Annotated in this window: 18 protein-coding genes, 1 tRNA gene and 1 pseudogene; 6 read left to right on the top strand and 14 right to left on the bottom strand. The window is 65.0% G+C overall.

Annotation, left to right across the window (positions count from 1 at the left end; genetic code table 11):
- Positions 1-90 precede the first annotated feature (90 nt).
- The 7 genes from KYX69_RS02910 to KYX69_RS02880 all read right to left on the bottom strand — a co-directional run bounded on the left by KYX69_RS02910 (position 91) and on the right by KYX69_RS02880 (position 4,224).
- Entirely contained in the window at positions 91-591 is a 501-nt protein-coding gene (locus KYX69_RS02910) for a translation initiation factor 2 (RefSeq protein WP_156442936.1), read from the bottom strand.
- Between the two features lie 97 nt (positions 592-688).
- Positions 689-1,330 (bottom strand): ribosome biogenesis GTP-binding protein YihA/YsxC, encoded by a 642-nt coding sequence (gene yihA / locus KYX69_RS02905; RefSeq protein ID WP_300493478.1) that lies wholly within the window; start codon positions 1,328-1,330, stop codon positions 689-691.
- Positions 1,327-3,081, bottom strand: a complete 1,755-nt coding sequence (yidC, locus tag KYX69_RS02900) for a membrane protein insertase YidC (protein ID WP_300493475.1) — start codon at positions 3,079-3,081, stop codon at positions 1,327-1,329. Before yidC ends, yihA begins: the two co-directional genes overlap by 4 nt.
- A 20-nt stretch (positions 3,082-3,101) precedes the next feature.
- Entirely contained in the window at positions 3,102-3,314 is a 213-nt protein-coding gene (gene yidD, locus KYX69_RS02895) for a membrane protein insertion efficiency factor YidD (protein ID WP_066664581.1), read from the bottom strand.
- Complete coding sequence (rnpA, locus tag KYX69_RS02890) at positions 3,311-3,655, bottom strand: ribonuclease P protein component (protein ID WP_300493471.1); 345 nt, start codon at positions 3,653-3,655, stop codon at positions 3,311-3,313. The genes yidD and rnpA overlap by 4 nt, the downstream gene beginning before the upstream one ends.
- 62 nt (positions 3,656-3,717) lie before the next feature.
- Positions 3,718-3,852 carry a 50S ribosomal protein L34 gene (rpmH, locus tag KYX69_RS02885; protein ID WP_044332822.1) on the bottom strand — a complete coding sequence of 45 codons (135 nt, stop codon included), beginning with the start codon at positions 3,850-3,852 and terminating at the stop codon, positions 3,718-3,720.
- Between the two features lie 87 nt (positions 3,853-3,939).
- The gene (locus KYX69_RS02880; protein ID WP_066664576.1) at positions 3,940-4,224 is read right to left on the bottom strand and encodes a hypothetical protein; all 285 of its coding nucleotides are present in this window, start codon (positions 4,222-4,224) and stop codon (positions 3,940-3,942) included.
- A 106-nt stretch (positions 4,225-4,330) separates the two neighbouring features.
- Between KYX69_RS02880 and KYX69_RS02875 the strand changes: the two genes are divergently transcribed.
- The gene (locus tag KYX69_RS02875) at positions 4,331-5,839 is read left to right on the top strand and encodes a YifB family Mg chelatase-like AAA ATPase (protein ID WP_300493457.1); all 1,509 of its coding nucleotides are present in this window, start codon (positions 4,331-4,333) and stop codon (positions 5,837-5,839) included.
- 89 nt (positions 5,840-5,928) lie between these two features.
- Positions 5,929-6,453 (top strand): DUF805 domain-containing protein, encoded by a 525-nt coding sequence (locus tag KYX69_RS02870; protein WP_231734908.1) that lies wholly within the window; start codon positions 5,929-5,931, stop codon positions 6,451-6,453.
- Between the two features lie 40 nt (positions 6,454-6,493).
- Here KYX69_RS02870 and KYX69_RS02865 read toward each other — a convergent pair whose 3' ends face one another.
- Positions 6,494-8,440, bottom strand: coding sequence for a methyl-accepting chemotaxis protein (locus KYX69_RS02865; RefSeq protein ID WP_300493454.1), 1,947 nt, complete (start codon positions 8,438-8,440; stop codon positions 6,494-6,496).
- Positions 8,441-8,585: 145 nt separating this feature from the next.
- Between KYX69_RS02865 and KYX69_RS02860 the strand changes: the two genes are divergently transcribed.
- Together KYX69_RS02860 and KYX69_RS02855 are read left to right on the top strand one after the other, a co-directional pair.
- Positions 8,586-9,701, top strand: coding sequence for a carbohydrate porin (locus tag KYX69_RS02860; protein WP_300493452.1), 1,116 nt, complete (start codon positions 8,586-8,588; stop codon positions 9,699-9,701).
- A 241-nt stretch (positions 9,702-9,942) separates the two neighbouring features.
- Positions 9,943-11,316 (top strand): alginate export family protein, encoded by a 1,374-nt coding sequence (locus KYX69_RS02855; RefSeq protein WP_066664567.1) that lies wholly within the window; start codon positions 9,943-9,945, stop codon positions 11,314-11,316.
- Between the two features lie 102 nt (positions 11,317-11,418).
- On the opposite strand, the gene rpoC is transcribed toward KYX69_RS02855, so the two are convergent.
- Both rpoC and rpoB read right to left on the bottom strand, forming a co-directional pair.
- Entirely contained in the window at positions 11,419-15,699 is a 4,281-nt protein-coding gene (gene rpoC, locus KYX69_RS02850; protein ID WP_066664565.1) for a DNA-directed RNA polymerase subunit beta', read from the bottom strand.
- A gap of 134 nt (positions 15,700-15,833) precedes the next feature.
- Positions 15,834-19,979, bottom strand: coding sequence for a DNA-directed RNA polymerase subunit beta (gene rpoB / locus KYX69_RS02845; protein WP_300493447.1), 4,146 nt, complete (start codon positions 19,977-19,979; stop codon positions 15,834-15,836).
- Between the two features lie 305 nt (positions 19,980-20,284).
- On the opposite strand from rpoB, the gene KYX69_RS02840 reads away from it, so the two are divergent.
- Positions 20,285-20,368 (top strand) — tRNA-Leu (locus KYX69_RS02840).
- Positions 20,369-20,887: 519 nt separating this feature from the next.
- On the opposite strand, the pseudogene KYX69_RS23160 reads toward KYX69_RS02840, so the two are convergent.
- Together KYX69_RS23160 and KYX69_RS02830 are read right to left on the bottom strand one after the other, a co-directional pair.
- Positions 20,888-21,961, bottom strand: a pseudogene (locus KYX69_RS23160) (recombinase family protein); the annotation flags it as partial.
- Between the two features lie 24 nt (positions 21,962-21,985).
- Positions 21,986-22,177: a hypothetical protein gene (locus tag KYX69_RS02830; protein ID WP_300493443.1), complete on the bottom strand. Its 192-nt coding sequence runs from the start codon at positions 22,175-22,177 to the stop codon at positions 21,986-21,988.
- 109 nt (positions 22,178-22,286) lie between these two features.
- Between KYX69_RS02830 and KYX69_RS02825 the strand changes: the two genes are divergently transcribed.
- Complete coding sequence (locus KYX69_RS02825) at positions 22,287-22,610, top strand: hypothetical protein (RefSeq protein ID WP_300493441.1); 324 nt, start codon at positions 22,287-22,289, stop codon at positions 22,608-22,610.
- 16 nt (positions 22,611-22,626) lie between these two features.
- Here KYX69_RS02825 and KYX69_RS02820 read toward each other — a convergent pair whose 3' ends face one another.
- Entirely contained in the window at positions 22,627-22,908 is a 282-nt protein-coding gene (locus KYX69_RS02820; RefSeq protein ID WP_300493439.1) for a hypothetical protein, read from the bottom strand.
- Positions 22,886-23,413, bottom strand: coding sequence for a hypothetical protein (locus tag KYX69_RS02815; RefSeq protein WP_300493437.1), 528 nt, complete (start codon positions 23,411-23,413; stop codon positions 22,886-22,888). The genes KYX69_RS02820 and KYX69_RS02815 overlap by 23 nt, the downstream gene beginning before the upstream one ends.
- Positions 23,414-23,814: the final 401 nt, after the last annotated feature.

Below are 23,814 nucleotides of genomic sequence, written 5' to 3'. Positions count from 1 at the left end.
ACGCCCGGGAAGGCCCGGGCGTCTCCCTTGTTCGCCTTGGCGATACGCGTTCGGTTGGCGAAACTCAGTTCCGCCAACCATCACGTTGGTTCAGTCTTCGAGGCCCGCGAGCTTCGGCCCGATGGTCTTGGCGACATCGGCACGCACCGAGTCGTTGTGCGCCTTTACCGTCATGACGACCTTGCCATCCTTGTCGAGCAGCACTGCTTCCTCGCTCGAGCCTTCCGGTGCCAGCCGGACGATCAGCGGGCGCGGATACAGCCGATTACTTGCGCCGTTCGCGCCATCGACGATTGCGCCAACGCCACCGCCAAGCAGGATGTTGCCAAAAGCCGAACCGCCCAGCTTGGACTGAATCAAGATGTAAGTGGACTTGTAGCCAGCCAAGCTGATGTCCGCGCGCCTGTCATCTTTGCGCTTGAATTTGAGCGTGCAAGGCGTGGTGCACGTTTCACCGCTCGTGAACTTGACTTGAGCCCCATCTGGCTTCGACTGGGTCGCATAGTTGACGTTCGGTCCATTCATAACCGTTGCACAACCACTAAGGCTCACGGCCAGAAGAGCCGTGGCCGCCACAGATACTAACTTCATGAAATAGGTTCCCCAGTTCGAATCGTCTCCGGTGAGACGACAGTGGGAACATTGTCGGATAAGCCTCTGACAGAAAGCGTAATTTTCGGGACAGAAACTAGATACTAACGGCCTCGACCACCGCGGCGCGCAGCTCGGCAATGCCGTCATTCTTCTCGCTCGACGTAGCGAGGATGTCGGGATGGGCGGCCGGACGCTTGCGCGCTTCGGCGATGGTGCGTTCGGTTACTTCGGCGAGCTCGGCCGGCTTGATCTTGTCGCCCTTGGTCAGGACGATGCGATAGCTGACCGCTGCTGCGTCGAGCATGTCGAGGATCTCGCGGTCGACATCCTTGATGCCGTGGCGGCTGTCGATCAGCACCAGCACGCGCTTGAGCACGTCGCGCCCGCGCAGATAGTCGTTCACCAGGAAGCGCCACTTTTTGACGATATCCTTGGGCGCCTTGGCAAAGCCATAGCCGGGCATGTCGACCAGGCGGAACTTCACCGGATCGCCCACGTCGAAGAAGTTCAGTTCCTGCGTCCGCCCCGGCGTGTTCGACGTGCGCGCCAGCGCGTTGCGCCCGGTCAGCGCGTTGAGCAGCGAGGATTTGCCGACGTTCGATCGCCCGGCAAACGCGACTTCCGGCACGACCGCGTCGGGCAGGAAGTTGAGCGCAGGCGCGGATTTGAGGAACGCGACCGGACCCGCAAAGGTCTTGCGCGCGCCCTCGATCAGCTCGGGGTCGAATTCGGTCACTTCTTCCCCTTAGCCGGCTTGGCGTCGATCACCGCGCCGGTCGCGGGCACCGGTTCCTTGAGCGCCGGATGGCGGCTGTACAGGAACTTCTGCTGCGCGATGGTGAGCAGGTTCGAGGTGATCCAGTAAAGCTGGAGACCCGCTGCGAACGGTGCCATCACGAACATCAGAATCCACGGCATGATCGCGAACATCTGCTTCTGCACTTCGTCGGTCGGTGCCGGGTTCAGCTTGAACTGCGCCCACATCGACACGCCGAGCAGGATCGGGAACACGCCCAGCGCCATGAACATCGGCAGCTGGATGCCGGTCAGGTAATGGACGAGGTTGACCAGGTTAGCCGGGTCGGGCGCGGACAGATCCTTGACCCACAGCACCAGCGGCTGGTGGCGCATTTCGATCGACAGCATCAGCACCTTGTACAGCGCGTAGAGGATCGGAATCTGCAGCAGGGTCGGGAGGCAGCCCGCGAGCGGGTTCACCTTCTCGTCCTTGTACAGCTTCATGATCTCCTGCTGCTGGCGCGGCTTGTCGTCCTTGTAGCGCTCCTGCAGCGCCTTCATCTTGGGCTGGAGAGCGCGCATCGCGGCCATCGACGCGAACTGCTTCTGCGCGATCGGGAACAGCAGCAGGCGGACGGTGACGGTCAGCAGGATGATCGCCAGACCGAAATTGCCGACCATGCGGAACAGCCAGTGGAGGTAATGGAAGATCGGCTTTTCGAAGACTTCGAACCAGCCCCAGTCGATCGCCTTGCCGAACTGGTGGATGCCGCCTTCCTCTTCGTAGCTGTCGAGCAGGTTGATGTCCTTCGCACCCGCAAAGAAGCGCGTCGTCTGGGTCAGCACCTGGCCCGGCGCGATCTGGCGGGCGGTGGTCGGTTCGAACTGCGCCTGGGTTGCGGTGCCGGCGCCGGGGCGGAAGCTGAGGCTGACCGGCATGCCCTGATCGGGCACGAGTGCCGTCAGCCAGTAGATGTCGGTATAGCCGATCCAGCCGCCCTTGGCGTCGAAGCGCTTGGTGCCTTCGTCCTTCACCGTATCGTAATTGACGCCATAGTCGACCGCGCCGCCATAGGAGGCGACCGGGCCAGCGTGGATCGTCCAGGTGTCGACGTCCTTGCCCGCGCCATAGCGATAGAGATAGCCATAGCCCGCCGCAGCAACCGCCTTTTGCCCCAGGTTCGCGACCTTCTGGCGGACGGTGAACATGTATCCGTAATCGACCGACAGTTCGATCGCAAAGCGCTGCGTGCCGTTGGTGGCGGTGAGCGTGACCGGGGTGGTCGGGGTCAGCTTCGACCCGCTGGCCTGCCACACCGTGTCGGGGCCGGGGGCGTTGAGGCCCTGACCCGACCAGCCGAAGCCGGCGAAATAGGCGTCGCGCGTGCCGCTGGGCGACAGCAGGCGGATCGGGGCGCTGCCCTTGGCAATCGTTTCCTTGTGCTTGACCAGCACCAGATCATCGATGCGCGCGCCCTTGAGGTTCAGGCTGCCGCGCACCGTCGGGGTTTCGATCGCGATGCGCGGGGTTTCGCGCAGCACGCTGTCGCGGTCGCGGATCGCCTGCGGCGTGTCGGCGGTGGGGTCTGCGCCGGGGTTCGGCACTACCTTGGGCGTGCCGTCGGCCGCCTTGGTTACCGTCGTCGCGGGCGGAGTGGGGAACAGCCAGTTGGTTACCGCCGGCCATGCGAACAGCAGCAGCCCCGCGATTACCGCGAACAGCAGAAAATTCTTCTGGTCTTCTTTCACGTCATTCCCCGGTCAGGACATCAGGGCACGGGATCATAGCCGTGCCCACCCCATGGATGGCAGCGAAGGATGCGCCGCAGCGCGAGCCATCCGCCCTTGAGCGCCCCATAGCGGGAGAGCGCCTGTATTGCATAGGCTGAACAGCTTGGCGCGAAACGGCAGCTGGGCGGCAGGATGCGCGACGGGCCGATCTGCCACCCGCGCGCGATCAGAATCAGGATGCGGGCGATCACCGTTTCACCTTTGCCAGCGCCTTGGCCAGTTCGGTCTTGAGCGCTCCATAGTCCCGCTCGATCCCGCTGGCGCGGCCGATCAGGACATGGTCGGCACCCGCGATGCCATCGACCGGCAGCACCTCCCGCACCAGCGCGCGGAAACGGCGCTTCATGCGGTTGCGCGTGACGGCGTTGCCGACCTTCTTCGACACGGTGATGCCGATTCGCATCGTCGCATCATCATCGCCGCGCGGGCGGACGATCAGGACGAAGCCGGGCATCGGCGCGCGCTTGCCGGCATTGGCGGCGAGATAGTCGCGGCGCTGGGTCATCCGTGCCAGCGGGGCGGGTGAACGCAAACAGCCCGCTTCCTTGGCTGAGGAAACGGGCTGGTTCGACACCAGCGATGCTGGCGTCAGGCTTACGCGCTCAGCTTGTTGCGGCCGCGGGCGCGGCGGGCGCGAATCACATTGCGACCGCCGGGGGTCGCCATGCGCGCGCGGAAGCCGTGCCGGCGCGCTCGCACCAGGTTGCTCGGCTGAAAGGTCCGCTTCATCGCTCATTCCCTGAATTCTAGAAACTGAAAAGGCCGCCGCGGGGGCGACCGTGTGAACGGGGCCGTTAGCCAAAGCGGGCAGCGAAGTCAATTCGCAGCGAGCCTTTTTGCCACCGCGCGACGGCGTTTGGCGCTTCCGCGCACCAGAATCCGGTCGATGAACGCACCGACCCGCGGCCAGCGCGCTTTCAATCGCACGAATCGGTGCCGCGCCCAGCGCGAATTGCGCAGGACCAGGATCAGTCCGAACGCCGCGATGACCGTGCCGCCCGGGCCGGGCAGCGGCGATGCGAGCGGCGCGACGATCAGGAACAGCAGCCAGCCGGTCGTCAGCAGGGCGATTCGCACAAAGGGATGCGGATTGCGGCGCATCGCTCCCAAGTGGGGGCGTGTGTTGCAGATGCAAGACGCGGGGAAGATGAACCGTTTCCCTCGCACGAAAAGCGGTTAAGAGTGTGCGAACAAAAGGGGGGCGTTGATGGTCGCGAGTGTCTCGACGGTCGCATATCTCGGGCTGGAGGCGCGCAGCGTCGAGGTGCAGTGCAACCTGGTCCCCGGCCTGCCCAAATTCATGATCGTCGGCCTGCCCGACAAGGCGGTGGCGGAAAGCCGCGAGCGGGTGCGCGCGGCGATGGCGGCGATCGGCCTTGCCATGCCGCCCAAGCATATCGTGCTCAATCTGTCGCCCGCCGACCTGCCCAAGGAAGGGTCGCATTTCGACCTGCCGATCGCGCTGGCGCTGCTGGCGGCGATGGGCGTGACCGATGCCGAGGCGCTGGCGGATTATGTCGTGGTCGGCGAGCTGGCGCTCGACGGACGGATCGCGCCGTCGCCGGGCGTGCTGCTCGCGGCGCTGCATGCGGCGGGGGAGGGGAAGGGGCTGATCTGTCCCGCGGCGCAGGGGGCGGAAGCGGCCTGGGCCGGGACCGGCGCGGTTCTGGCGGCACCCGACCTGATCGGCCTGCTCAACCATCTGAAGGGCCAGCAATTGCTGGGCGCGCCCGAGCCGGGGGAGGCCGATGCGCCGGGGTTCGGGCCGGACCTGCGTCAGGTAAAGGGGCAGGAAACCGCGAAGCGCGCGTTGGAAATCGCCGCAGCTGGCGGGCATAATCTGCTGATGGTCGGGCCGCCGGGTGCGGGCAAGTCGCTGATGGCGAGCTGTCTGCCCGGCATCCTCCCGCCGCTCGACGCAGCCGAGGCGCTGGAGGTGTCGATGGTCGCCAGCGTCGCCGGGACACTGGAGGGCGGGCGGCTGACGCGCACGCGCCCGTTCCGCTCACCCCACCATTCCGCTTCGATGGCGGCGCTGACCGGCGGTGGGTTGCGGGTCAAGCCGGGCGAGGTCAGCCTTGCGCATCTCGGCGTGCTGTTCCTAGACGAACTGCCCGAATTTCAGCGCGCGGTGCTCGATTCACTGCGCCAGCCGCTGGAGGCGGGGACCGTCAGCGTTGCGCGCGCCAATGCGCATGTGACCTTTCCCGCTCGGGTGCAGCTGGTTGCGGCGATGAATCCGTGCCGCTGCGGGCATCTTGGCGACCCCGCGCTGGCCTGCGCCCGCGCCCCGCGCTGTGCGGCGGATTATCAGGCCAAGGTCTCAGGGCCTTTGCTCGACCGCATCGACCTGCATGTCGAGGTGCAGCCGGTCACCGCCGCCGATCTGGTGCTGCCCCCGCCGAGCGAAGGTTCTGCCGAAGTTGCCGCCCGCGTCGCGACGGCACGCGCCGTCCAGCGTGCCCGCTATGGCAGCGACGGCCCGCGCACCAATGCCGAGGCCGACGGTCCGGTGCTCGACAGCGCAGCCACGCCCGACGAACCCGGACGCAAGCTGCTGGCGCAGGCGGCGGAGGCGATGCGGATGAGTGCGCGCGGCTATACCCGCGTGCTCCGCGTCGCGCGCACCATCGCCGACCTGGCGGGTGCCGAAACGGTGGGCCGCATCCATGTCGCCGAAGCACTGAGCTACCGGCGACAGGCTCCGCGAAGCTGATTGCAACGCCGTTTCAGCGCGTTAGGCTGACCGCTTCCGCTGGCCACCAGGGTGAGTCGGACAATAAGGGGGAATGACCGATGGAATGGATGATCCTGCCGCTGAAACGCTATTTCGATTTTTCGGGCCGCTCGCGGCGCAAGGAATATTGGATGTACACGCTGTTCCTGGTGATCGTGTCGATCGTGCTTGCGATCCTCGACAACGCGCTCGGACTAGACGGCAGTGCCACTGCCGACCCGGCCGACCCGTTTGGTGCAGCGTCGGGCGGACTGCTCGGCAATATCTTTGCGCTCGGCACCTTGATCCCCAGCCTGGCAGTCAGCGTACGGCGACTCCATGATCTCGATCGCAGCGGTTGGTGGATTCTGCTCCCAATGGGGCCGATTTTGGTCGGTGCGGTGCTGTTAGGAGTGGGAATGGTGCAGTCGCTGGGCGGAATGGGCGGCGGCACATCGTCGCTGATGGTCGTTGGCGGTATCGCACTGTTCGCCGGCTTCATCTGTTCGATCGTGCTGCTGGTCTGGTATTGCACGGCGGGCACAGCCGGCCCGAACCGTTTCGGGGAGGATCCCAAGGGCGCGGATCTCGACGCGCCCGAAGTATTCGGTTGAATTGAACCGGGCCGGGTCATTGGCGACCCGGCCCGGTGCTTCAGAAGGCGTCCCAGCTATCGCCGTCGGTTGCAACCACCGCCGACCCGTTGGTCCGTGGCAGCGCCTTGACCGGCGAGCGATAGGCGGGAGCGGCGGGTTCGGCCTTGGGCTTTGCCGCCGGCTTGGGCTTTGCCGCCGGCTTGGGCTTATCCGCTGCCTTGGCGGGCGCAGCCGCCTCGGGTGTGACCGGGACGGCGCGGGCCGCACCGGGGCGCGGACTGACCGCCCGTGCGTAATTTCCTCCGCCGATGGTGAAGCGCGCCGACTGTTCGGTCAGCGCGGCGACTTCGCTCGACAGCTTGCGTGCGGCGGCTGATGTTTGCTCGACCATCGCGGCGTTCTGCTGGGTCGAATGGTCCATTGCCTGGATCGCGCTCGCAATCTGCGTGATCGCGGTCGATTGCGCCTGATTGTCCGTCGCCATCTGGCCGAGCAGGGCATGCACTTCGCGCACATCGCTGGTGATATCGACCAGCGCGCCATCGACCTTGCGCACCGCTTCGACGGCCGAGCCGATATCTGTGCGGGTCACGGTCAGCTGCTCGCGCGCGCGGCCGGCCTCTTCCTCCGCGCGCATGGCCAAAGCCGAGACGAGGTCGGCGACGACGGCGAAGCCGCGTCCGGCTTCACCCGCGCGACCGGCTTCGACGGCGGCGTTCATTGCCAGCACGCGCGTCTGGAACGCGATCTTGTCGAGCCCTTCGATCACATCGTCGATGCCCTTGGCACTGTCGGCCACGCGCGTCATCGCCAGCGTCGCTTCTTCCGCGACGGCGCGGCCCGACGCCACCACCGCGATCGCGCCATCGGCGCGCGCCACGGTGCGGGTTGCCGCCTCTGCGGTCTGGTGCAGGCGGTCGTTCATCTGGGTGACGGCAGCGGACGTCTGCTCCAGGCTCGCGGCATTGCCTTCGGTGCGGCGGGCCAGATCGTCTGATGCATGTGCGATCTCGCCCGTTCCGGCCTGGATTGCCTGTGCGCCGTTGACCACCGCACCGATCAGCGCGCGCAGATGGACGAGCGCATCGTTGAAATCGGATTTCAGACTGGCGAACGGGCCGTCCAGGTCGGCAGTCACTACTGCGGTCAGGTCGCCGCGCGACAACGCGCCCAATCCGGCCCCGATACTGTCGACGATCAACTGCGTCTGCGCCTCCCGCGCGGCGGCTGCGCTGGCCAGCTGTTGCTGGAAGCCGGCGGTGGCGGCGGCCAGATCGCCGATCTCGCTGACCTTGCCCGCTGGGACCATCGCGACATCCGGTTCACCCGCACCCAGTCGGCGCAGCGCGTCGGTCACGCCGATCAGGGGTGTGACCAGATGGCGGCGCGCGAGCCGGGACAGTTGCACGGCGACGCCGATCCCGAGCAGCAGGGTGATGCCGAGCAGCACCATGGCGATGATGCCGGCCCGCCGGCTGCTGTCCCCGACCTGCACGACATGTGTTTCTATGGCTCCCGACGCGCTTTCCATCGCGGTTTCGAGCGCACCGAAGCGGGTAAAGAAATCGGGCAGGGCGGCAAGCGCGCCGGCATGATCGCGTTCGGATAGGGTCGCGATCTTTCGCGCGGCTTCGCCATAGGCGGCCAGCGGCGGTGCCAGCGTTTCGGTCAGCCTGGTGATCTCCGCCGACCCCGCATAGGCGCGCTCCTCGGCAATCGACTCGGCAAAAGTCTTGAGATGATCCTCGAGGTCGGCAATGGCTTCGGCCCGCTTGATGCCCGTGGCGGGATCTGCTGCGGCGAGCGTGGCGAGCACGTCGCTGCGCACCGCGTCGTGCATCATGTCGGCTTCAAGATGCGATCGCAGTAGCGACGCCGCGTCCTGCTGACGGGACAGAGCGTCGCTCAGGATCCAGATCGCCGCCAATCCGGCGCCACCGCATAGCAGCATCAATCCCAGGATGAGCCCGGATACCCGCCGCGCGGCGCGGTTCAACGAAATCATAGCAACATCCCCCGAAATGAAAGTCGCAATTCTTATAGGTCGATCACGAGCGGTCCCGGTCATGATCCTCTAAAATATGCGTAAACTGCATGAGGATCAGGTCGTGCGATATCAAATGCTCAAACTCGCCGCATGTTGTTTTGCGATGCATGCATCTCCCGTGCTGGCGAAAGATGCCGTGCAGATTTCGCTGGTCGAGACTGTCGATGTCGTTGCCTTATCAGGCGGCTCTGGCGACGATGTCTTTCTGCTGGATAATCTGGATGTCGTCGCCGACCTTGACTTCGATGCCCTGCTTGGCTGGCGCGGCGGGCAGGCGCATGTGCATGTGCTCAACAATCTCGGCGGCATGCCCAATGATCGCGCGGCGACGCTGCAGGGTGTCAACAATATCGAGGTGGCGAGCCAGCGGCTGCGGCTATTCGAGGCATGGGTGGAGCAGAAGCTGGGCACGCGCAGCAGCGTCCGGGTCGGGCTCTTTGACCTCAACAGCGAATTCTACTCGAACGATGCCGCAGGCCTTCTGATCGCGCCGGCATTCGGCGTCGGGTCCGAAATTGCGGCGACCGGCGCCAATGGCCCGTCGATCTTCCCGTCCACCGCGCTCGCCGTTCGCTTTGACCATCAGCTCGACGACAAGGGGCGCTACGCCCGAATCGCCGTGCTCAACGCCGCCGCCGGGACGCTGGGCGACCCGCAGGGGGTCGATCTGAGCTTCGATCAGGGCGCGCTGCTGATCGGGGAGCTCGGCACGGCGGGCAAGGCCGGGAAGCTGGCGGTCGGCGGCTGGGGCTATACCGACCGGCATGACGATATCGACGCGGTCGATGCGGCGGGGGATCCGCTGCAGCGCACGGCCTGGGGCATCTATGCCATCGGCGAGATCGTGTTGCGCGAGTCCGCGGATGCGGCGGGGATTTCGGCCTTCGCCCGGGTCGGCATCTCCGAGGGCCGGACCACGCCCTTTCGAGGCGGCTGGCAGGCAGGTGTGCTGGTGACCCGGCCTATTCCGGGGCGCGCCGACTCCCAGCTCTCCTTCGGGGTCAATCAGGCTTATCTGTCGCATGGCTATCGCCGCCTGCTTAGCGCGGTCGGTGTCGACAGCGTACCGGCGGAAACCGCGTTCGAGCTGACCTATTCGGATCGCCTTGCGCCCTGGCTCAGTGTCCAGCCCGACCTTCAACTGATCGTCAATCCCGCCGGCGAGCGGGGGCGGGGGGCTGTACTGGTCGCGGGCCTGCGGACGACGCTGGAATTCTGAAGCGATGCGGAGCGGGCCGGGGCGCAAACGCTGTCTTTATACTTGTTGCGCTACACCGGGTCGCAAATGGGGCGCCGTATTTCTTCGGTAGCGGTCAATATCGTCCTTCAGCGGGCCGGGGGATGCGCGGCGCGATAGCCTGGTCTGTCGGTCACCGGTCCACCGCAATTGCGCCGCGCGCGCCGGTCTTTGGTCGGGCCGTCTATAATGAGGCTCAGGGTTCAGTTTGAGGATATCACGCATGAAGACGGGTTATGCCGCGCTGCTGAGCGGCGCGGCGGTTGCGCTGTTGATCGGAGCGGCAGGCGGCGCGCACGCGGCATCGGGCAAGGACGCCGACAGCACCGGGCTGACGATCGAAGGCAGCGTCCGCGCACGGGTCGAAGTGGTCGACGGGCAGGTGCGTCCCGGTGCCCCGGACAGCGACGCCATGCTCTCGTTCCGTACGCTCGTCACTGCGCGCTATGATTTTGGTGGCGTCCATCTGACCGCGGAACTCGACGACGCGCGCAGCTATTTCCAGCATGGCCAGTCGGTCGCGGGGACCAGCGAGACCAACGCGCTCGAACCGCTCCAGGCCTATCTGGGCGTGGATCTCGGCACCGTCGCGGGCCAAAAGGGGAAGGGCGTGCTGCGCGTCGGTCGCTTCACCGCATCGTCGGGCTCGGGTCGCCTGCTCGACCGGCCTGACTGGTCGAACTCGCCCAACAGCTTTGTCGGCGTCAATCTCGACTGGAGCAGCGCCCGCGGGGACCGGGTGTATCTGATTGCGGTTCGGCCGTTCGACAAGCTGCCATCCGACCGCGCGTCGATCGAGGACAACAAGGTCGAGCTGGATCGCGCCAACGCCGGGCTGCATTTCTGGGGCGGGTCCTACACCCGCTCCAAGGCGCTGGCCGGGGCGCAGGCCGAAGTCTTTGCCTATGCGCTGGACGAGCGCGACCGCGCCGGCCGGGCGACCCGCGACCGCGACCTCGTCACCTTTGGCGGCCGGGTCAATCGCACGCCGGGCAAGGGCAAGCTCGACTTCGAAGTGGAAGGCGCGCTCCAGCGCGGCACGACGCGCGGATCGACATCGGCGAGCGACCTGCTCGACCGCAAGGTCCGCGCGGGCATGGCCAATGTCGAGATTGGCTATACCTTCGCGTCGGGCTGGACCCCGCGCGTCACCGCATTTTTCGGCTATGCCAGCGGGGATACGACGGCCACCGACTATCGCCGCTTCGACCCGCTGTTCGGCGGACGGCGCGGCGATTTCGGGCCGCTCAGCCTTTATGGCCCGGCGAGCTGGTCGAACGTCGTCAGCCCGGGCGTGGCGATCGAGGCGAAGCCGAGCAAGGCATGGGATTTTGCGGTGAAGGCGCGCAAGTTCCTGCTCGCGTCCCCGACCGACAGCTTCGCCGCCACGGCGGTGCGCGACGCCAGCGGCGCATCGGGCCGCGATGCCGGTACCCAGGTCGAGGGTCGCGTGCGCAACTGGCTGGTGCCAAAGAAGTTGCGGGTCGAGGCGGGCGCAGCCTTCCTCGCCAAGGGGCGGTTCCTGACCGACGCGCCCAATGCGCCGGCAACGGGCGACATGAAGTTCGGCTATCTGACCTTGTCGACCTTCTTCTGAGGCGTCGGGCTTTCCGGCCCTGTCCGGTACCAACAAAAAGCCGCCACCCGATGCCTCGGGCGGCGGCATTTTTTGGTCAGCGCGATCCGCTGAACCGGGCGATTACTCGCCCGAGTTCAGATAATCGCCCGCAGCCTCGTCGCTGCCGTCACCCGACACTTCGACCTTCTCCAGCGCATCGCTGGTGACCATCGCGTCGATCGGGTCCTGCGCCAGCTCGGCGGCACGCTCTTCCGCGGCCGAGTTCGGCGCGATCAGCGCTTCCTGCAGCTTGCGCTGCTGGGCGCGGAGCGCGGCGTCGCGGCTGGTGGCGGCGATGCGCATGCGGCCCATGCCCGCACCGGTCCCGGCGGGGATGAGGCGGCCGACGATCACGTTCTCCTTCAGGCCGATCAGCGTGTCCTGCTTGCCCTGGACCGCCGCCTCGGTGAGGACGCGGGTGGTCTCCTGGAACGACGCCGCCGAGATGAAGCTGCGGGTCTGCAGCGACGCCTTGGTGATGCCGAGCAGGATCGGCTTGCCCTGTGCGGGGGCCTGGCCGGGCTCGAGCTTCGCATTGGTCTCGTCCATCTCGTCGCGATCCACCTGCTCGCCGGGGAGCAGGGTGGTGTCGCCGGCGTCGGTGATCTCGACCTTCTGCAGCATCTGGCGAACGATCACCTCGATGTGCTTGTCGTTGATCTTCACGCCCTGGAGTCGATAGACTTCCTGGATTTCCGCGACGAGATATTCTGCCAGCGGCTCGATGCCGAGCACTTCCAGAATGTCGTGCGGGTCGGGGCTGCCGCCGATCAGGTTGTCGCCACGCTTGACATAGTCGCCTTCCTGAACGTCGATCACCTTCGACTTGGGGACGAGATATTCGACGATCTCGCCGCCATCCTCGGGCTGGATGCCGATCTTTCGCTTCGCCTTATAGTCCTTGCCGAACACCACGCGGCCCGAGACCTTGGCGATGATGGCATTTTCCTTGGGCTTGCGCGCTTCGAACAGCTCGGCGACGCGCGGCAGACCGCCGGTGATGTCGCGGGTCTTTGCCGACTCGCGGCTGACACGGGCCAGAACGTCGCCGCCCTGCACGGTCGCACCGTCCTCCACGCTGATCACCGCACCCGGCGACAGCATGTAGCGCGCGGCCTCCGCCGCACCGTCGCCGGTGAGGGTCAGGCGCGGACGCAGATCTTCCTTCTTCGCCGCCGAACCGCGGTTTTCGATCACCACGCGCTGCGCGATGCCGGTCGCTTCGTCGACCTGTTCGGTCAGCGTCTTGCCGTCGATCAGGTCCTGATACTTCACGACGCCGCCGGTTTCCGTGATCACCGGCATGGTGAACGGATCCCACTCCGCCATGCGGTCGCCCTTGCTGACGATGTGGCCATCGTCGAACATGACATAGGCACCATACGGGATGCGATGCACCGCCAGCTCGCGACCATCGGTGTCGAGGATCGCGATCTCGCCCGACCGGGCCAGAACCACGCGACGACCGCGCTGATCGGTGATCAGGCGCAGATCGCGGAACTCGACCTTGCCGTCCACAGGCGCTTCGAGATTCGACTGCTCGTTGAGCTGCGCCGCGCCGCCGATGTGGAAGGTACGCATGGTCAGCTGCGTGCCCGGTTCGCCGATCGACTGCGCCGCAATGACGCCGACCGCTTCACCGATATTCACCGGCGTACCGCGGGCGAGGTCACGGCCATAGCATTTGGCGCAGACGCCGATCTTCGCTTCGCAGACCAGCGGCGAGCGGATCTTCATGCCCTGAACGCCCAGACCCTCGATCTGCGCGATCATCGCTTCGTCGAGCAGCGTGCCGGTCGGGATCGCGACATCGCCGGTCTTGGGATCGACGACATCCTCGGCCGTGGTGCGGCCCAGGATACGCTCACCCAGCGATGCGATGACGCTGCCGCCCTGCACGATCGCCTTCATTTCCAGCGCGCGCTCGGTCCCGCAATCCTGCTCCATGACGACGCAGTCCTGCGACACGTCGACCAGACGGCGGGTGAGGTAACCCGAGTTCGCCGTCTTGAGCGCGGTGTCGGCCAGACCCTTGCGGGCGCCGTGGGTCGAGTTGAAGTACTCGAGAACCGTGAGGCCTTCCTTGAAGTTCGAGATGATCGGCGTTTCGATGATCTCGCCCGACGGCTTGGCCATCAGGCCGCGCATGCCGGCCAGCTGCTTGATCTGCGCCGCCGAACCACGCGCACCGGAGTGCGCCATCATGTAGATCGCGTTGGCGGGCTTTTCGCGGCCGGTGGCCTCGTCAACCTTCACCGACTTGATCTCGTCCATCATGGCGGCCGCCACCACGTCGCCGCAACGGCTCCAGGCGTCGATCACCTTGTTGTACTTTTCCTGCTGCGTGATCAGGCCGTCCTGATACTGCTGCTCGAAGTCCTTCACGAGCGCGCGGGTCTCATCGACCGTTGCTTCCTTCGACGCCGGAATGATCATGTCGTCCTTGCCGAACGAGATGCCGGCCTTGAACGCGTGACGGAAGCCGAGCGCCATGATCGCGTCGGCGAACAGCACGGTCTCCTTCTGGCCGGTGTGGCGATAGACCTCGTCGATCACGTCGCCCACGTCCTTCTTGGTCAGCAGGCGGTTGACGACGTCGAACGGCACCTTGTGCGACTTCGGCAGACACTCGCCGAGCAGCATGCGGCCCGGGGTGGTCTCGAACCGCTTCATGTAGGTGTTGCCGTCCTCATCCGTCTGCGGGACGCGGCTGGTGATCTTCGAATGCAGCGTCACCGCACCCGCGAACAGCGCCTGGTGCACTTCCGACATGTCGCCGAGCACCATGCCCTGACCGGGCTCACCCTCCTTCTCCATCGTGATGTAGTAGAGGCCCAGCACCATGTCCTGCGACGGCACGATGATCGGCTTGCCGTTGGCGGGCGACAGGATGTTGTTGGTCGACATCATCAGGACGCGCGCTTCCAGCTGCGCTTCGAGCGACAGCGGGACGTGCACGGCCATCTGGTCACCGTCGAAGTCGGCGTTGAACGCCGAGCAGACCAGCGGATGCAACTGGATCGCCTTGCCCTCGATCAGCACCGGCTCGAACGCCTGGATGCCCAGACGGTGAAGCGTCGGCGCGCGGTTCAGCAGAACCGGGTGCTCGCGGATCACCTCGTCCAGGATGTCCCAGACTTCCTTGCGCTCCTTCTCGACCCACTTTTTCGCCTGCTTGAGGGTCATCGACAGACCCTTGGCGTCGAGGCGTGCGTAGATGAACGGCTTGAACAGCTCGAGCGCCATCTTCTTGGGCAGACCGCACTGATGCAGCTTGAGTTCCGGACCGGTCACGATGACCGAACGGCCCGAATAGTCGACACGCTTGCCGAGCAGGTTCTGACGGAAGCGGCCCTGCTTGCCCTTGAGCATGTCGGACAGCGACTTGAGCGGACGCTTGTTCGCACCCGTGATCGTGCGACCGCGGCGGCCGTTGTCGAACAGCGCGTCGACCGCTTCCTGCAGCATGCGCTTTTCGTTGCGGACGATGATGTCCGGCGCGCGCAGCTCCATCAGCCGCTTGAGGCGGTTGTTGCGGTTGATCACGCGGCGATACAGGTCGTTCAGATCCGACGTCGCGAAGCGGCCGCCGTCCAGCGGAACCAGCGGGCGCAGTTCGGGCGGGATGACCGGAACCACGTCGAGGATCATCCACTCGGGACGGTTGCCCGATTCCAGGAAGCTCTCGACGACCTTGAGCCGCTTGATGATCTTCTTGGGCTTCAGCTCCGACTTGGTCGTCGCCAGCTCTTCGAGCAGCGTGCGCTTCTCGCCCTCGAGGTCGAGGTCCATGAGCATGATCTTGACCGCTTCCGCGCCGATGCCGGCGGAGAAGGCGTCTTCGCCATATTCGTCCTGCGCGTCGAGCAGTTCGTCCTCGGTCAGCAGCTGGAACTTTTCCAGCGGCGTCAGGCCCGGCTCGGTGACGATGTAGGATTCGAAATACAGCACGCGCTCAAGCTGCTTGAGCTGCATGTCGAGCAGCAGGCCGATGCGCGAGGGCAGCGACTTGAGGAACCAGATGTGCGCGACCGGCGCAGCCAGCTCGATATGGCCCATGCGCTCACGGCGGACCTTCGAGACGGTCACCTCGACGCCGCACTTTTCGCAGACAATGCCCTTGTACTTCATGCGCTTGTACTTGCCGCACAGGCATTCGTAATCCTTGATCGGACCGAAGATGCGCGCGCAGAACAGGCCGTCACGCTCGGGCTTGAACGTGCGATAGTTGATCGTCTCGGGCTTCTTGATCTCGCCGAACGACCACGAACGGATGCGGTCAGGCGACGCAATGCCGATCTGGATCTGGTCGAAGGTCTCCGGCTTGGCCACCGGGTTCGCGAAGTTGGTCAGTTCGTTCATTTCTTTTTCCTCAAACTCCCTCTCTCCTTCAGGGGAGAGGGCAGGGGAGAGGGGGAGTCCGGTGGGAGAGCGCGCCATTCAGGCCCCTCTCCCCGACCCTCTCCCCGCAAGCGGAGAGAGGGGGACTGGATCGCTTACTCCGCCGCCTCGGCCATCTCGTCGCCGTCGTCCATCGACTTGAGTTCGACGTTGAGACCCAGCGAGCGCATTTCCTTGACGAGCACGTTGAAGCTCTCGGGGATGCCGGCCTCGAACGTGTCGTCACCCTTGACGATCGCCTCATAGACCTTGGTGCGGCCGACCACGTCGTCGGACTTCACCGTCAGCATTTCCTGCAACGTATAGGCAGCGCCGTACGCCTGCAGCGCCCAGACCTCCATTTCGCCGAAGCGCTGGCCGCCGAACTGCGCCTTGCCGCCCAGCGGCTGCTGGGTGACGAGGCTGTACGGGCCGATCGAGCGCGCGTGGATCTTGTCGTCGACCAGGTGGTGCAGCTTGAGCACATATTTGTACCCAACGGTCACCTTGCGGTCGAACGCATCGCCGGTGCGGCCGTCATACAGCGTCACCTGACCGCTCTCGTCGAGCCCGGCCAGCTTCAGCATCGCCGACACGTCCGCCTCGACCGCGCCGTCGAACACCGGGGTGCCCATCGGAACGCCGGCGCGGACATTCTCCGCCAGATCGATCAGCGACGCGGTGTCGCGGCTCTTGATCTGATCGGCATAGTTGTCGCCATAGACTTCGAGCAGCAGTTCCTTGACCGCTTCGGGGGCTTCGCCCGCCTGCGGGTTCGGATTGGCTTCGCGCCATGCGTCGAGCGCCGCGCCGATCTTCTTGCCCAGGCCGCGTGCGGCCCAGCCGAGATGCGTTTCGAAGATCTGCCCGACGTTCATGCGCGACGGCACGCCCAGCGGGTTGAGCACGAAGTCGACCGGCGTACCGTCCTCGAGGAACGGCATGTCTTCCTGCGGCAGGATGCGGCTGATGATGCCCTTGTTGCCGTGACGGCCGGCCATCTTGTCGCCCGGCTGCAGCTTGCGCTTCACCGCGACGAACACCTTGACCATCTTCAGCACGCCCGGCGGCAGCTCGTCGCCCCGCTCCAGCTTCTCGCGGCGGTCCTCGAACTTGTCCTTGATGCGCTTGACGGCCTCGTCATACTGACCCTTGACCGTCTCCAGATCGCTCTGGACCTTGTCATCGGCGACGGCGAACTTCCACCATTCGTGGCGATCGACGCTGTCGAGCAGGTCCTGATCGATTTCGGCACCCTTCTTCAGGCCCTTCGGCACCGAAGTCGCGACCTGACCGATCAGCATCTCACGCAGACGCGACCAGGTCGCGCGGTTGAGGATGTTGCGCTCGTCGTCCGAGTCCTTCTTCAGGCGCTCGATCTCCTCGCGCTCGATCGCCATCGCGCGCTCGTCCTTGTCGATGCCGTGGCGGTTGAAGACGCGCACGTCGACGACCGTACCGGCAACGCCCGGCGGCAGGCGGAGCGAGGTGTCGCGCACGTCGCTGGCCTTCTCACCGAAGATCGCGCGGAGCAGCTTTTCTTCCGGCGTCATCGGGCTTTCGCCCTTCGGCGTGATCTTGCCGACCAGGATGTCGCCCGGCTCGACCTCGGCGCCGATGTACACGATGCCCGCCTCGTCGAGGTTGCGCAGCGCTTCTTCACCGACGTTCGGGATGTCGCGGGTGATGTCCTCCGGCCCCAGCTTGGTGTCGCGGGCCATCACTTCGAACTCGTCGATATGGATCGACGTGAACACGTCGTCCTTCACGATGCGCTCGTTGATCAGGATCGAGTCTTCGTAGTTGTAGCCGTTCCACGGCATGAACGCGACGAGGACGTTGCGGCCCAGCGCCAGCTCGCCGAACTCGGTCGACGGGCCATCGGCGATGATGTCGCCGGCATTGACCATGTCGCCCACCTTCACCAGCGGACGCTGGTTGATGCAGGTCGACTGGTTCGAACGCTCGAACTTCATCAGCGTGTAGATGTCGACGCCGCTTTCCTCTGCCGAAACCTCGCCGGTGGCGCGGACGACGATACGCGAGGCATCGACCTGGTCGACGATGCCGGCGCGCTTGGCCGCGATCGCCGCGCCCGAATCGCGCGCAACGGTCTCTTCCATGCCGGTGCCGACGAAGGGCGCTTCCGCCTTCACCAGCGGCACGGCCTGACGCTGCATGTTCGAACCCATAAGCGCGCGGTTGGCGTCGTCATTTTCCAGGAACGGAATGAGCGAGGCTGCGACCGAAACCAGCTGCTTCGGCGACACGTCCATCAGCGTCACCGTGTCCGGGAACGCCATCAGGAATTCGCCGGCCTGACGGGCCGACACCAGCTCCTCGACGAAGCGGCCCTCGGCATCGGTTTCGGCTGATGCCTGCGCGATCGTGTGCTTGGCCTCTTCCATCGCCGACAGATAGACGACCTCGTCGGTCACCTTGCCGTCGATCACCTTGCGGTACGGGGTTTCGATGAAGCCATACTTGTTCACGCGGCTGAACGTCGCGAGGCTGTTGATCAGACCGATGTTCGGGCCTTCCGGCGTTTCGATCGGGCAGATACGGCCATAATGCGTCGGGTGGACGTCGCGGACTTCGAAGCCCGCGCGCTCACGCGTCAGACCGCCCGGCCCAAGCGCCGACACGCGGCGCTTGTGGGTGACTTCCGACAGCGGGTTGGTCTGGTCCATGAACTGCGACAGCTGCGAGCTGCCGAAGAATTCGCGGACGGCGGCGACCGCCGGCTTGGCGTTGATCAGGTCGTTCGGCATGACCGTCGACACGTCGACGCTCGACATGCGCTCCTTGACCGCACGCTCCATGCGCAGCAGGCCGACGCGATACTGGTTTTCCAGCAGCTCGCCCACCGAACGCACGCGGCGGTTGCCGAGGTTGTCGATATCGTCGATCTCGCCCTTGCCGTCCTTCAGGCCGACCAAGGTCTTGATCACCGCGAGGATATCTTCGGTGCGCAGCGTCGTCACCGTATCCGGGCAGTCGAGGTCGAGGCGCATGTTGAGCTTGACGCGGCCCACGGCCGACAGGTCGTAGCGCTCCGGATCGAAGAACAGCCCGCCGAACAGCGATTCCGCCGTCTCCAGCGTCGGCGGCTCGCCGGGGCGCATCACGCGATAGATGTCCGAGAGCGCCTGCTCGCGCTCTTCGGCCTTGTCGGCCTTGAGCGTGTTGCGGATCCACGGACCGGTCGAGACATGGTCGATGTCGAGCAGCTCGATGCGGTCGATGCCGGCCTTGTCCAGCTTCTCCAGATTCTCTGCCGACACTTCGTCGCCGGCTTCGATGTAGATCTCGCCGGTCGTCTCGTTGATCAGGTCGAACGCGCTGTAGCGGCCGAAGATTTCCTCGGTCGGGATCAGCAGCGTCTCGAGGCCGTCCTTGCCGGCCTTGTTGGCAGCGCGCGGGCTGATCTTCTGGCCGGCGGGGAACACGACTTCGCCGGTCTTGGCGTCGACGATGTCGAACATCGGCTTGACACCGCGCCAGTTTTCGGCGGCGAACGGAATCTGCCAGCCATTGGGACCGCGCACGTACGTGACGGTGTTGTAGAAGTGGTTGAGGATCTCTTCGCTGTTCAGGCCCAGCGCATAGAGCAAAGTCGTCACCGGCAGCTTGCGCTTGCGGTCGATACGGACGTTGACGATGTCCTTGGCGTCGAACTCGAAATCGAGCCACGAACCGCGATACGGGATCACGCGTGCGGCGAAGAGATACTTGCCGCTGGCATGGGTCTTGCCGCGATCATGGTCGAACAGCACGCCCGGCGAGCGGTGCATCTGCGACACGATCACGCGCTCTGTGCCGTTGATGAAGAAGGTGCCGTTGCCCGTCATCAGGGGCATGTCGCCCATATAGACGTCCTGCTCCTTGATATCGAGCACCGAACGGGCATCCGTATCGGGGTCGACCTCGAACACGATCAGGCGAAGCGTAACGCGCATCGGGGCGGCATAGGTGATGCCGCGCTGACGGCATTCCTCGACGTCGAACTTGGGCTCTTCGAGCTCATAGGTCACGAAGTCCAGTTCCGCCGTGCCCGCGAAATCGCGGATCGGGAACACGCTGCGCAGCGTCTTTTCGAGACCCGAAACGTAGCCGATCGAGGGATCGCTCCGCAGGAACTGTTCGTAGGATTCGCGCTGAACCTCGATCAGGTTCGGCATCTGCACCACTTCGTGGATGTCGCCGAACACCTTGCGGATGCGGCGCTTTGCGGTGCCGCTTTCGATCGCTTTGGTTGCCATGTGCTGTTTTCGCCTTCTCAGCCTGAATTTCGCCCCGGTATCCGCCGGGACAGGCACGCAGACAGACGCCAAAAGGGCCGAGCGATTCCCTGCGTCGAAACGGGGAAAAACTCAGCCTCTCAAGCGTCTATGATCCCTGTCCGGTCCATTCGTACGGCGCGCTGCGCGACGGCGTGCCATGTCCCGACCGGTCGGGGTAGGGGCGCGATATAGGCAGGGGCAGGGCCAGTGTCAAACGCATCGGCACCAATGGGCCGTTAAAGGCTTGCCGCCGCGCGGCCCATCGTCTAGCCAGCCCGCTCGCTGCCCCTGTGGCGAAATGGTAGACGCAGTCGACTCAAAATCGACCGCCGCAAGGCATGCTGGTTCGAGTCCGGCCAGGGGCACCACTTCCGGTCAAAACTGGGCACCGCGGCGCAAGCTGCGGGATCGCCTTGTTGGGCAGCATTTTCGAGGGCTGCCTTTGACCCCGCTATGACGATTTCGTTGTCGTTGACCGTCACGCTGGAGACGAGCAGGCGAACGTAGGCGCGGCGCATGGCGCTATCCTCGGCCATGATGCGAGCACGCAGCGCATTACCGAATTGTTGGATCGCTTCGTCCGTGATCTGGCGCGACGCGCTGCCGAGCTGCCCGGCTAGACTGCGCTCAGTCTCCGAAAGTGCGGCGATGGACGCATTGGCTTCTGCGAGCTTCGCTGCGAAGATCGGATCGCGCACGCTCATCATGCCTTCCTCGACGATCTCGAGCAGCCGCCGGAGCCGCGTCTCCGCCGCGACGCGCTCGCGCCGAACGCGGCCGAGATCCCTTTCGCGGCGCTGCCTCGCGTCATCGGAACGGTCGAGCACGTCAGCGAGAAGCTGGCGCAAGCGGTCGGGGGAAAGCACACGGTGGAGCAGGCCATCCAGTACGATGGTGTCGAGCGCATCTTCGCGGATCGAGCTGCTACCGCAAATATCCGCACCGGCCGTCGCCTTGCGGTTGCAGACGTAATAGCGGTACCGGCCGCCCTTGCCGCTCCTGATCACCATGCCGGCGTTGCATTCGGCATGCCCGCATGTCGCCAGGCCGCCGAGAAGCACTGGCGAGTTGGTGGTGCGCGGCGCCGTCACGCGCGGGGCCGCCCGTGATCGGATTGCGGCAACGCGGGCCATCACATCGGGCTCGATAATCTTTGGGCATGCGACAACGATCTCGTCGGCAGCGCTTGGGGGCACGCCGTTATCGTCGCGCGTGCGGTCGCGGTAGGATCCGGCATAATGTTCGCGCGTCAGGATGCCATCGACGTTGCTGTGGTAGAATTTCCTGCCCCGCATCGTGTAGCCATTGTCGTTCAGATATTTTGCGATCGCTCGCGTGCCCATCGGCTGGCCGGTCAGTCCGGAGCAGGCCAGTTTGACGATCAGGCGGACGGTTGCCGCCTCGTCTTCGCGCGCGAACAGCTTCTTGCGCTCCTTGCGTCCCTCAATAGTCACGACGCGGGATTCATAGCCGAACGGCACCGGACCACCGTTCCAGTACCCCGCCTGCGCATTGCCGCGCCGATCGCGGCACGTGAACGTGGATGCATCGTTGGCGTACTTCTCGTTCATCACCGCGATGAACCCGCGCATCATCCGGCTGTTGGGATCGTCGCCCATCCCCTCGATGACGGATATCAGCTTCACCCCGGCCTCGGTGAGCTTGTGCTCGGCGGTGACCTGAGTGAGCAGGCGCCGGGTGAATCTGCTCAGCGCGTAAACGACGACGACGTCCACCGGGCGGGTAGGAGCGGTCGCCAGTGCGATCATCCGGTCGAACTGCCTGCGCTGCAGCTTTCGGCCTGACACGTTCAGTTCTTCGAACACCTCGGCCACCGCAATACCTTCGCGTTCGCACAGGGAGCGGCAGGCGGCCTCCTGCGCCGCGCTGGAGGCGTTGTTGCCGCCTTCATCGTCATTGCTGACCCGCAGATAGATGAAGGCGCGTCGGCGTTCGGTCATGGTGCATCCTCCTGCGTCACGACACTACTGGTCGAAGATGCTGGCGAGCGCATTGCCGATATGCTGGAGGATCAGATCGCTTTCGCCTGGCAGGACCGGAAGCTGCTCTGGAATATCGGTATGGACCAGACGCGAGTGGGGCGGGTGTTCCCCCGCGACGCCGCGCGCGACCGCAAAGCGCGCGGAGATATCGTCGCTGTCGCTGTGCCGGTCCATGGCGTTGAACTGCCAGCCCGGCTGGCACCCAAGCTTGGGACATTCTCAAATTTATCTGGTGGGCAGGAGAGGATGATCCGGATGGGATCAGGAAAAAAGGAACAGGGATATGTCCGTCTTCATCACGCTGACGATCATGATTGCTGCCTGGGAGGGCTGCACGGTGATCGCCCGATTGACCGTTGACCTGATCGCAACGGCCATGGGCATCGTGCTCACCCTTCGCGCTGCCCGCATCCGCCGCCGCATCATTGCGATGCGAAGCGGCGCGCAGGCCACGATCCTGGACTTCGACCGTCGGCCCAGCCGCGCCCAGCGTCGATCGATGGCGGCCGGGCTCAAGCTTGCCATCCGGCAAACCGAGCTCCGGAGCCTGTTCCCGGCCACGATGGAGCGCAGCGAACGCATCGCCGCGCTCCATCGTGGCGGCTAGGGACGAGCACTCCATCTTATCGCCGGTCCTCGTCGGGCGGCGCCAGCGTTGCCTCATAGCCATCGCATTCGAGGATCGGCTCGACTTCGTCGTCCTGCCAGGTGATGGTGCGAAGCTCGCGGCAGAAGGCGCGCAGCCGTTTGGACGAGCGATACCACATCGCTTTTGGGCAGATCGCGCAAACCGGCAACGGATCCGGTTGCTTGCCGCTCCTGGCGAAGGTGGGTCCAGTTGAGTCGGACATGATGTTTCTTTCGATGAGGAACGGGATCAGGTCAGAAGGGATCGCCTTCGTCATCCTCGTCGGGCTCTTCGCCCCGGTCGATCACGGCCGGTCCCCAGGTATTGTCGCCGTTGATCTGGCCGGCGAGTGCGAACGCGTCATCCTCCTCATAAGCGGATCCCTCGAAGACCAGGGTCGGGAACTCCCGGGCGAGCGCCTCGAACACGGGTGTCGGGAAATCCCAGGCGGTCGTGAACTGAAACCAGAACCGGCCCGGTCCCTCATCGCGCATATCGACCGACTGCGCGTTCCATTTGGTTCCCCAGTGCTCGATCGCCCATTCCTCCCAGTTCGGGCAATCCTTCTCGGGCGGCATCTGGATGATGCCGTTGAAGTCCAGGGTCAGCTTGGCACCTTCCGGTGTCGCCGGATCGACATATTGCTTTCGCGGCGGAGACGGGATGTCGAAGTAGGCGGCCATGCCGACCTCATGCTCCGGCTTGATCATCCTGTCCTTGAAGCGCTGAACTTCCACGGGGTCGCCGGTCACGGTGAAGCCGGCATAGACAAAATTAGGCATGCGATGTCCTTTCGGCCTGCATCGAGGCCAATGCGGGATGAGATCCGCGAGCGTTGTTCACGCGGAAAGCTCCATGACCGAGCCATTAGGGCCGGCCAGTCCGCGCGGGCATCGCCACCGCCGGAACATGGGTGCCAACTGCCACCCTTCTATCGCCGACTCACATTACGGGACGCTGCCCGGGTGCGATCTGATCTCGGCTCATCGCATTGAAGCGAGCTACTATTATATGCCCGATCGCGCCCGTTCGCAATACGAATGCTTTCGCTGAAGCGCTCGTTGTAGATGACTGCATCCGAGCCGCTAGTACCCAACCGGGGCGGTGGTTGTCTTATTCTGAGCCGTTGGCGGACTGGTAGTTTTGGCGGCACGAACGCGAAAGCGGACATCATCGGCGGCGG

Origin of the sequence: Sphingomonas sp. (assembly GCF_030145815.1) — a bacterium.
Taxonomy (GTDB): Bacteria; Pseudomonadota; Alphaproteobacteria; order Sphingomonadales; family Sphingomonadaceae; genus Sphingomonas.
Note: the sequence above shows the minus strand (reverse complement) of the source record. Positions and strands in the feature narration are given on the sequence as shown.

Excerpts from the sequence above, each read along its gene's own strand:
- KYX69_RS02910 (WP_156442936.1), bottom strand. The coding sequence starts at position 591 with ATGAAGTTAGTATCTGTGGCGGCCACGGCTCTTCTGGCCGTGAGCCTT.
- rpmH (WP_044332822.1), bottom strand. The coding sequence starts at position 3,852 with ATGAAGCGGACCTTTCAGCCGAGCAACCTGGTGCGAGCGCGCCGGCAC.
- KYX69_RS02880 (WP_066664576.1), bottom strand. The coding sequence starts at position 4,224 with ATGCGCCGCAATCCGCATCCCTTTGTGCGAATCGCCCTGCTGACGACC.
- KYX69_RS02875 (WP_300493457.1), top strand. The coding sequence starts at position 4,331 with ATGGTCGCGAGTGTCTCGACGGTCGCATATCTCGGGCTGGAGGCGCGC.
- KYX69_RS02870 (WP_231734908.1), top strand. The coding sequence starts at position 5,929 with ATGATCCTGCCGCTGAAACGCTATTTCGATTTTTCGGGCCGCTCGCGG.
- KYX69_RS02865 (WP_300493454.1), bottom strand. The coding sequence starts at position 8,440 with ATGATTTCGTTGAACCGCGCCGCGCGGCGGGTATCCGGGCTCATCCTG.
- KYX69_RS02860 (WP_300493452.1), top strand. The coding sequence starts at position 8,586 with ATGCATGCATCTCCCGTGCTGGCGAAAGATGCCGTGCAGATTTCGCTG.
- KYX69_RS02855 (WP_066664567.1), top strand. The coding sequence starts at position 9,943 with ATGAAGACGGGTTATGCCGCGCTGCTGAGCGGCGCGGCGGTTGCGCTG.
- rpoC (WP_066664565.1), bottom strand. The coding sequence starts at position 15,699 with ATGAACGAACTGACCAACTTCGCGAACCCGGTGGCCAAGCCGGAGACC.
- rpoB (WP_300493447.1), bottom strand. The coding sequence starts at position 19,979 with ATGGCAACCAAAGCGATCGAAAGCGGCACCGCAAAGCGCCGCATCCGC.
- KYX69_RS02830 (WP_300493443.1), bottom strand. The coding sequence starts at position 22,177 with ATGGACCGGCACAGCGACAGCGACGATATCTCCGCGCGCTTTGCGGTC.
- KYX69_RS02825 (WP_300493441.1), top strand. The coding sequence starts at position 22,287 with ATGTCCGTCTTCATCACGCTGACGATCATGATTGCTGCCTGGGAGGGC.
- KYX69_RS02820 (WP_300493439.1), bottom strand. The coding sequence starts at position 22,908 with ATGACGAAGGCGATCCCTTCTGACCTGATCCCGTTCCTCATCGAAAGA.
- KYX69_RS02815 (WP_300493437.1), bottom strand. The coding sequence starts at position 23,413 with ATGCCTAATTTTGTCTATGCCGGCTTCACCGTGACCGGCGACCCCGTG.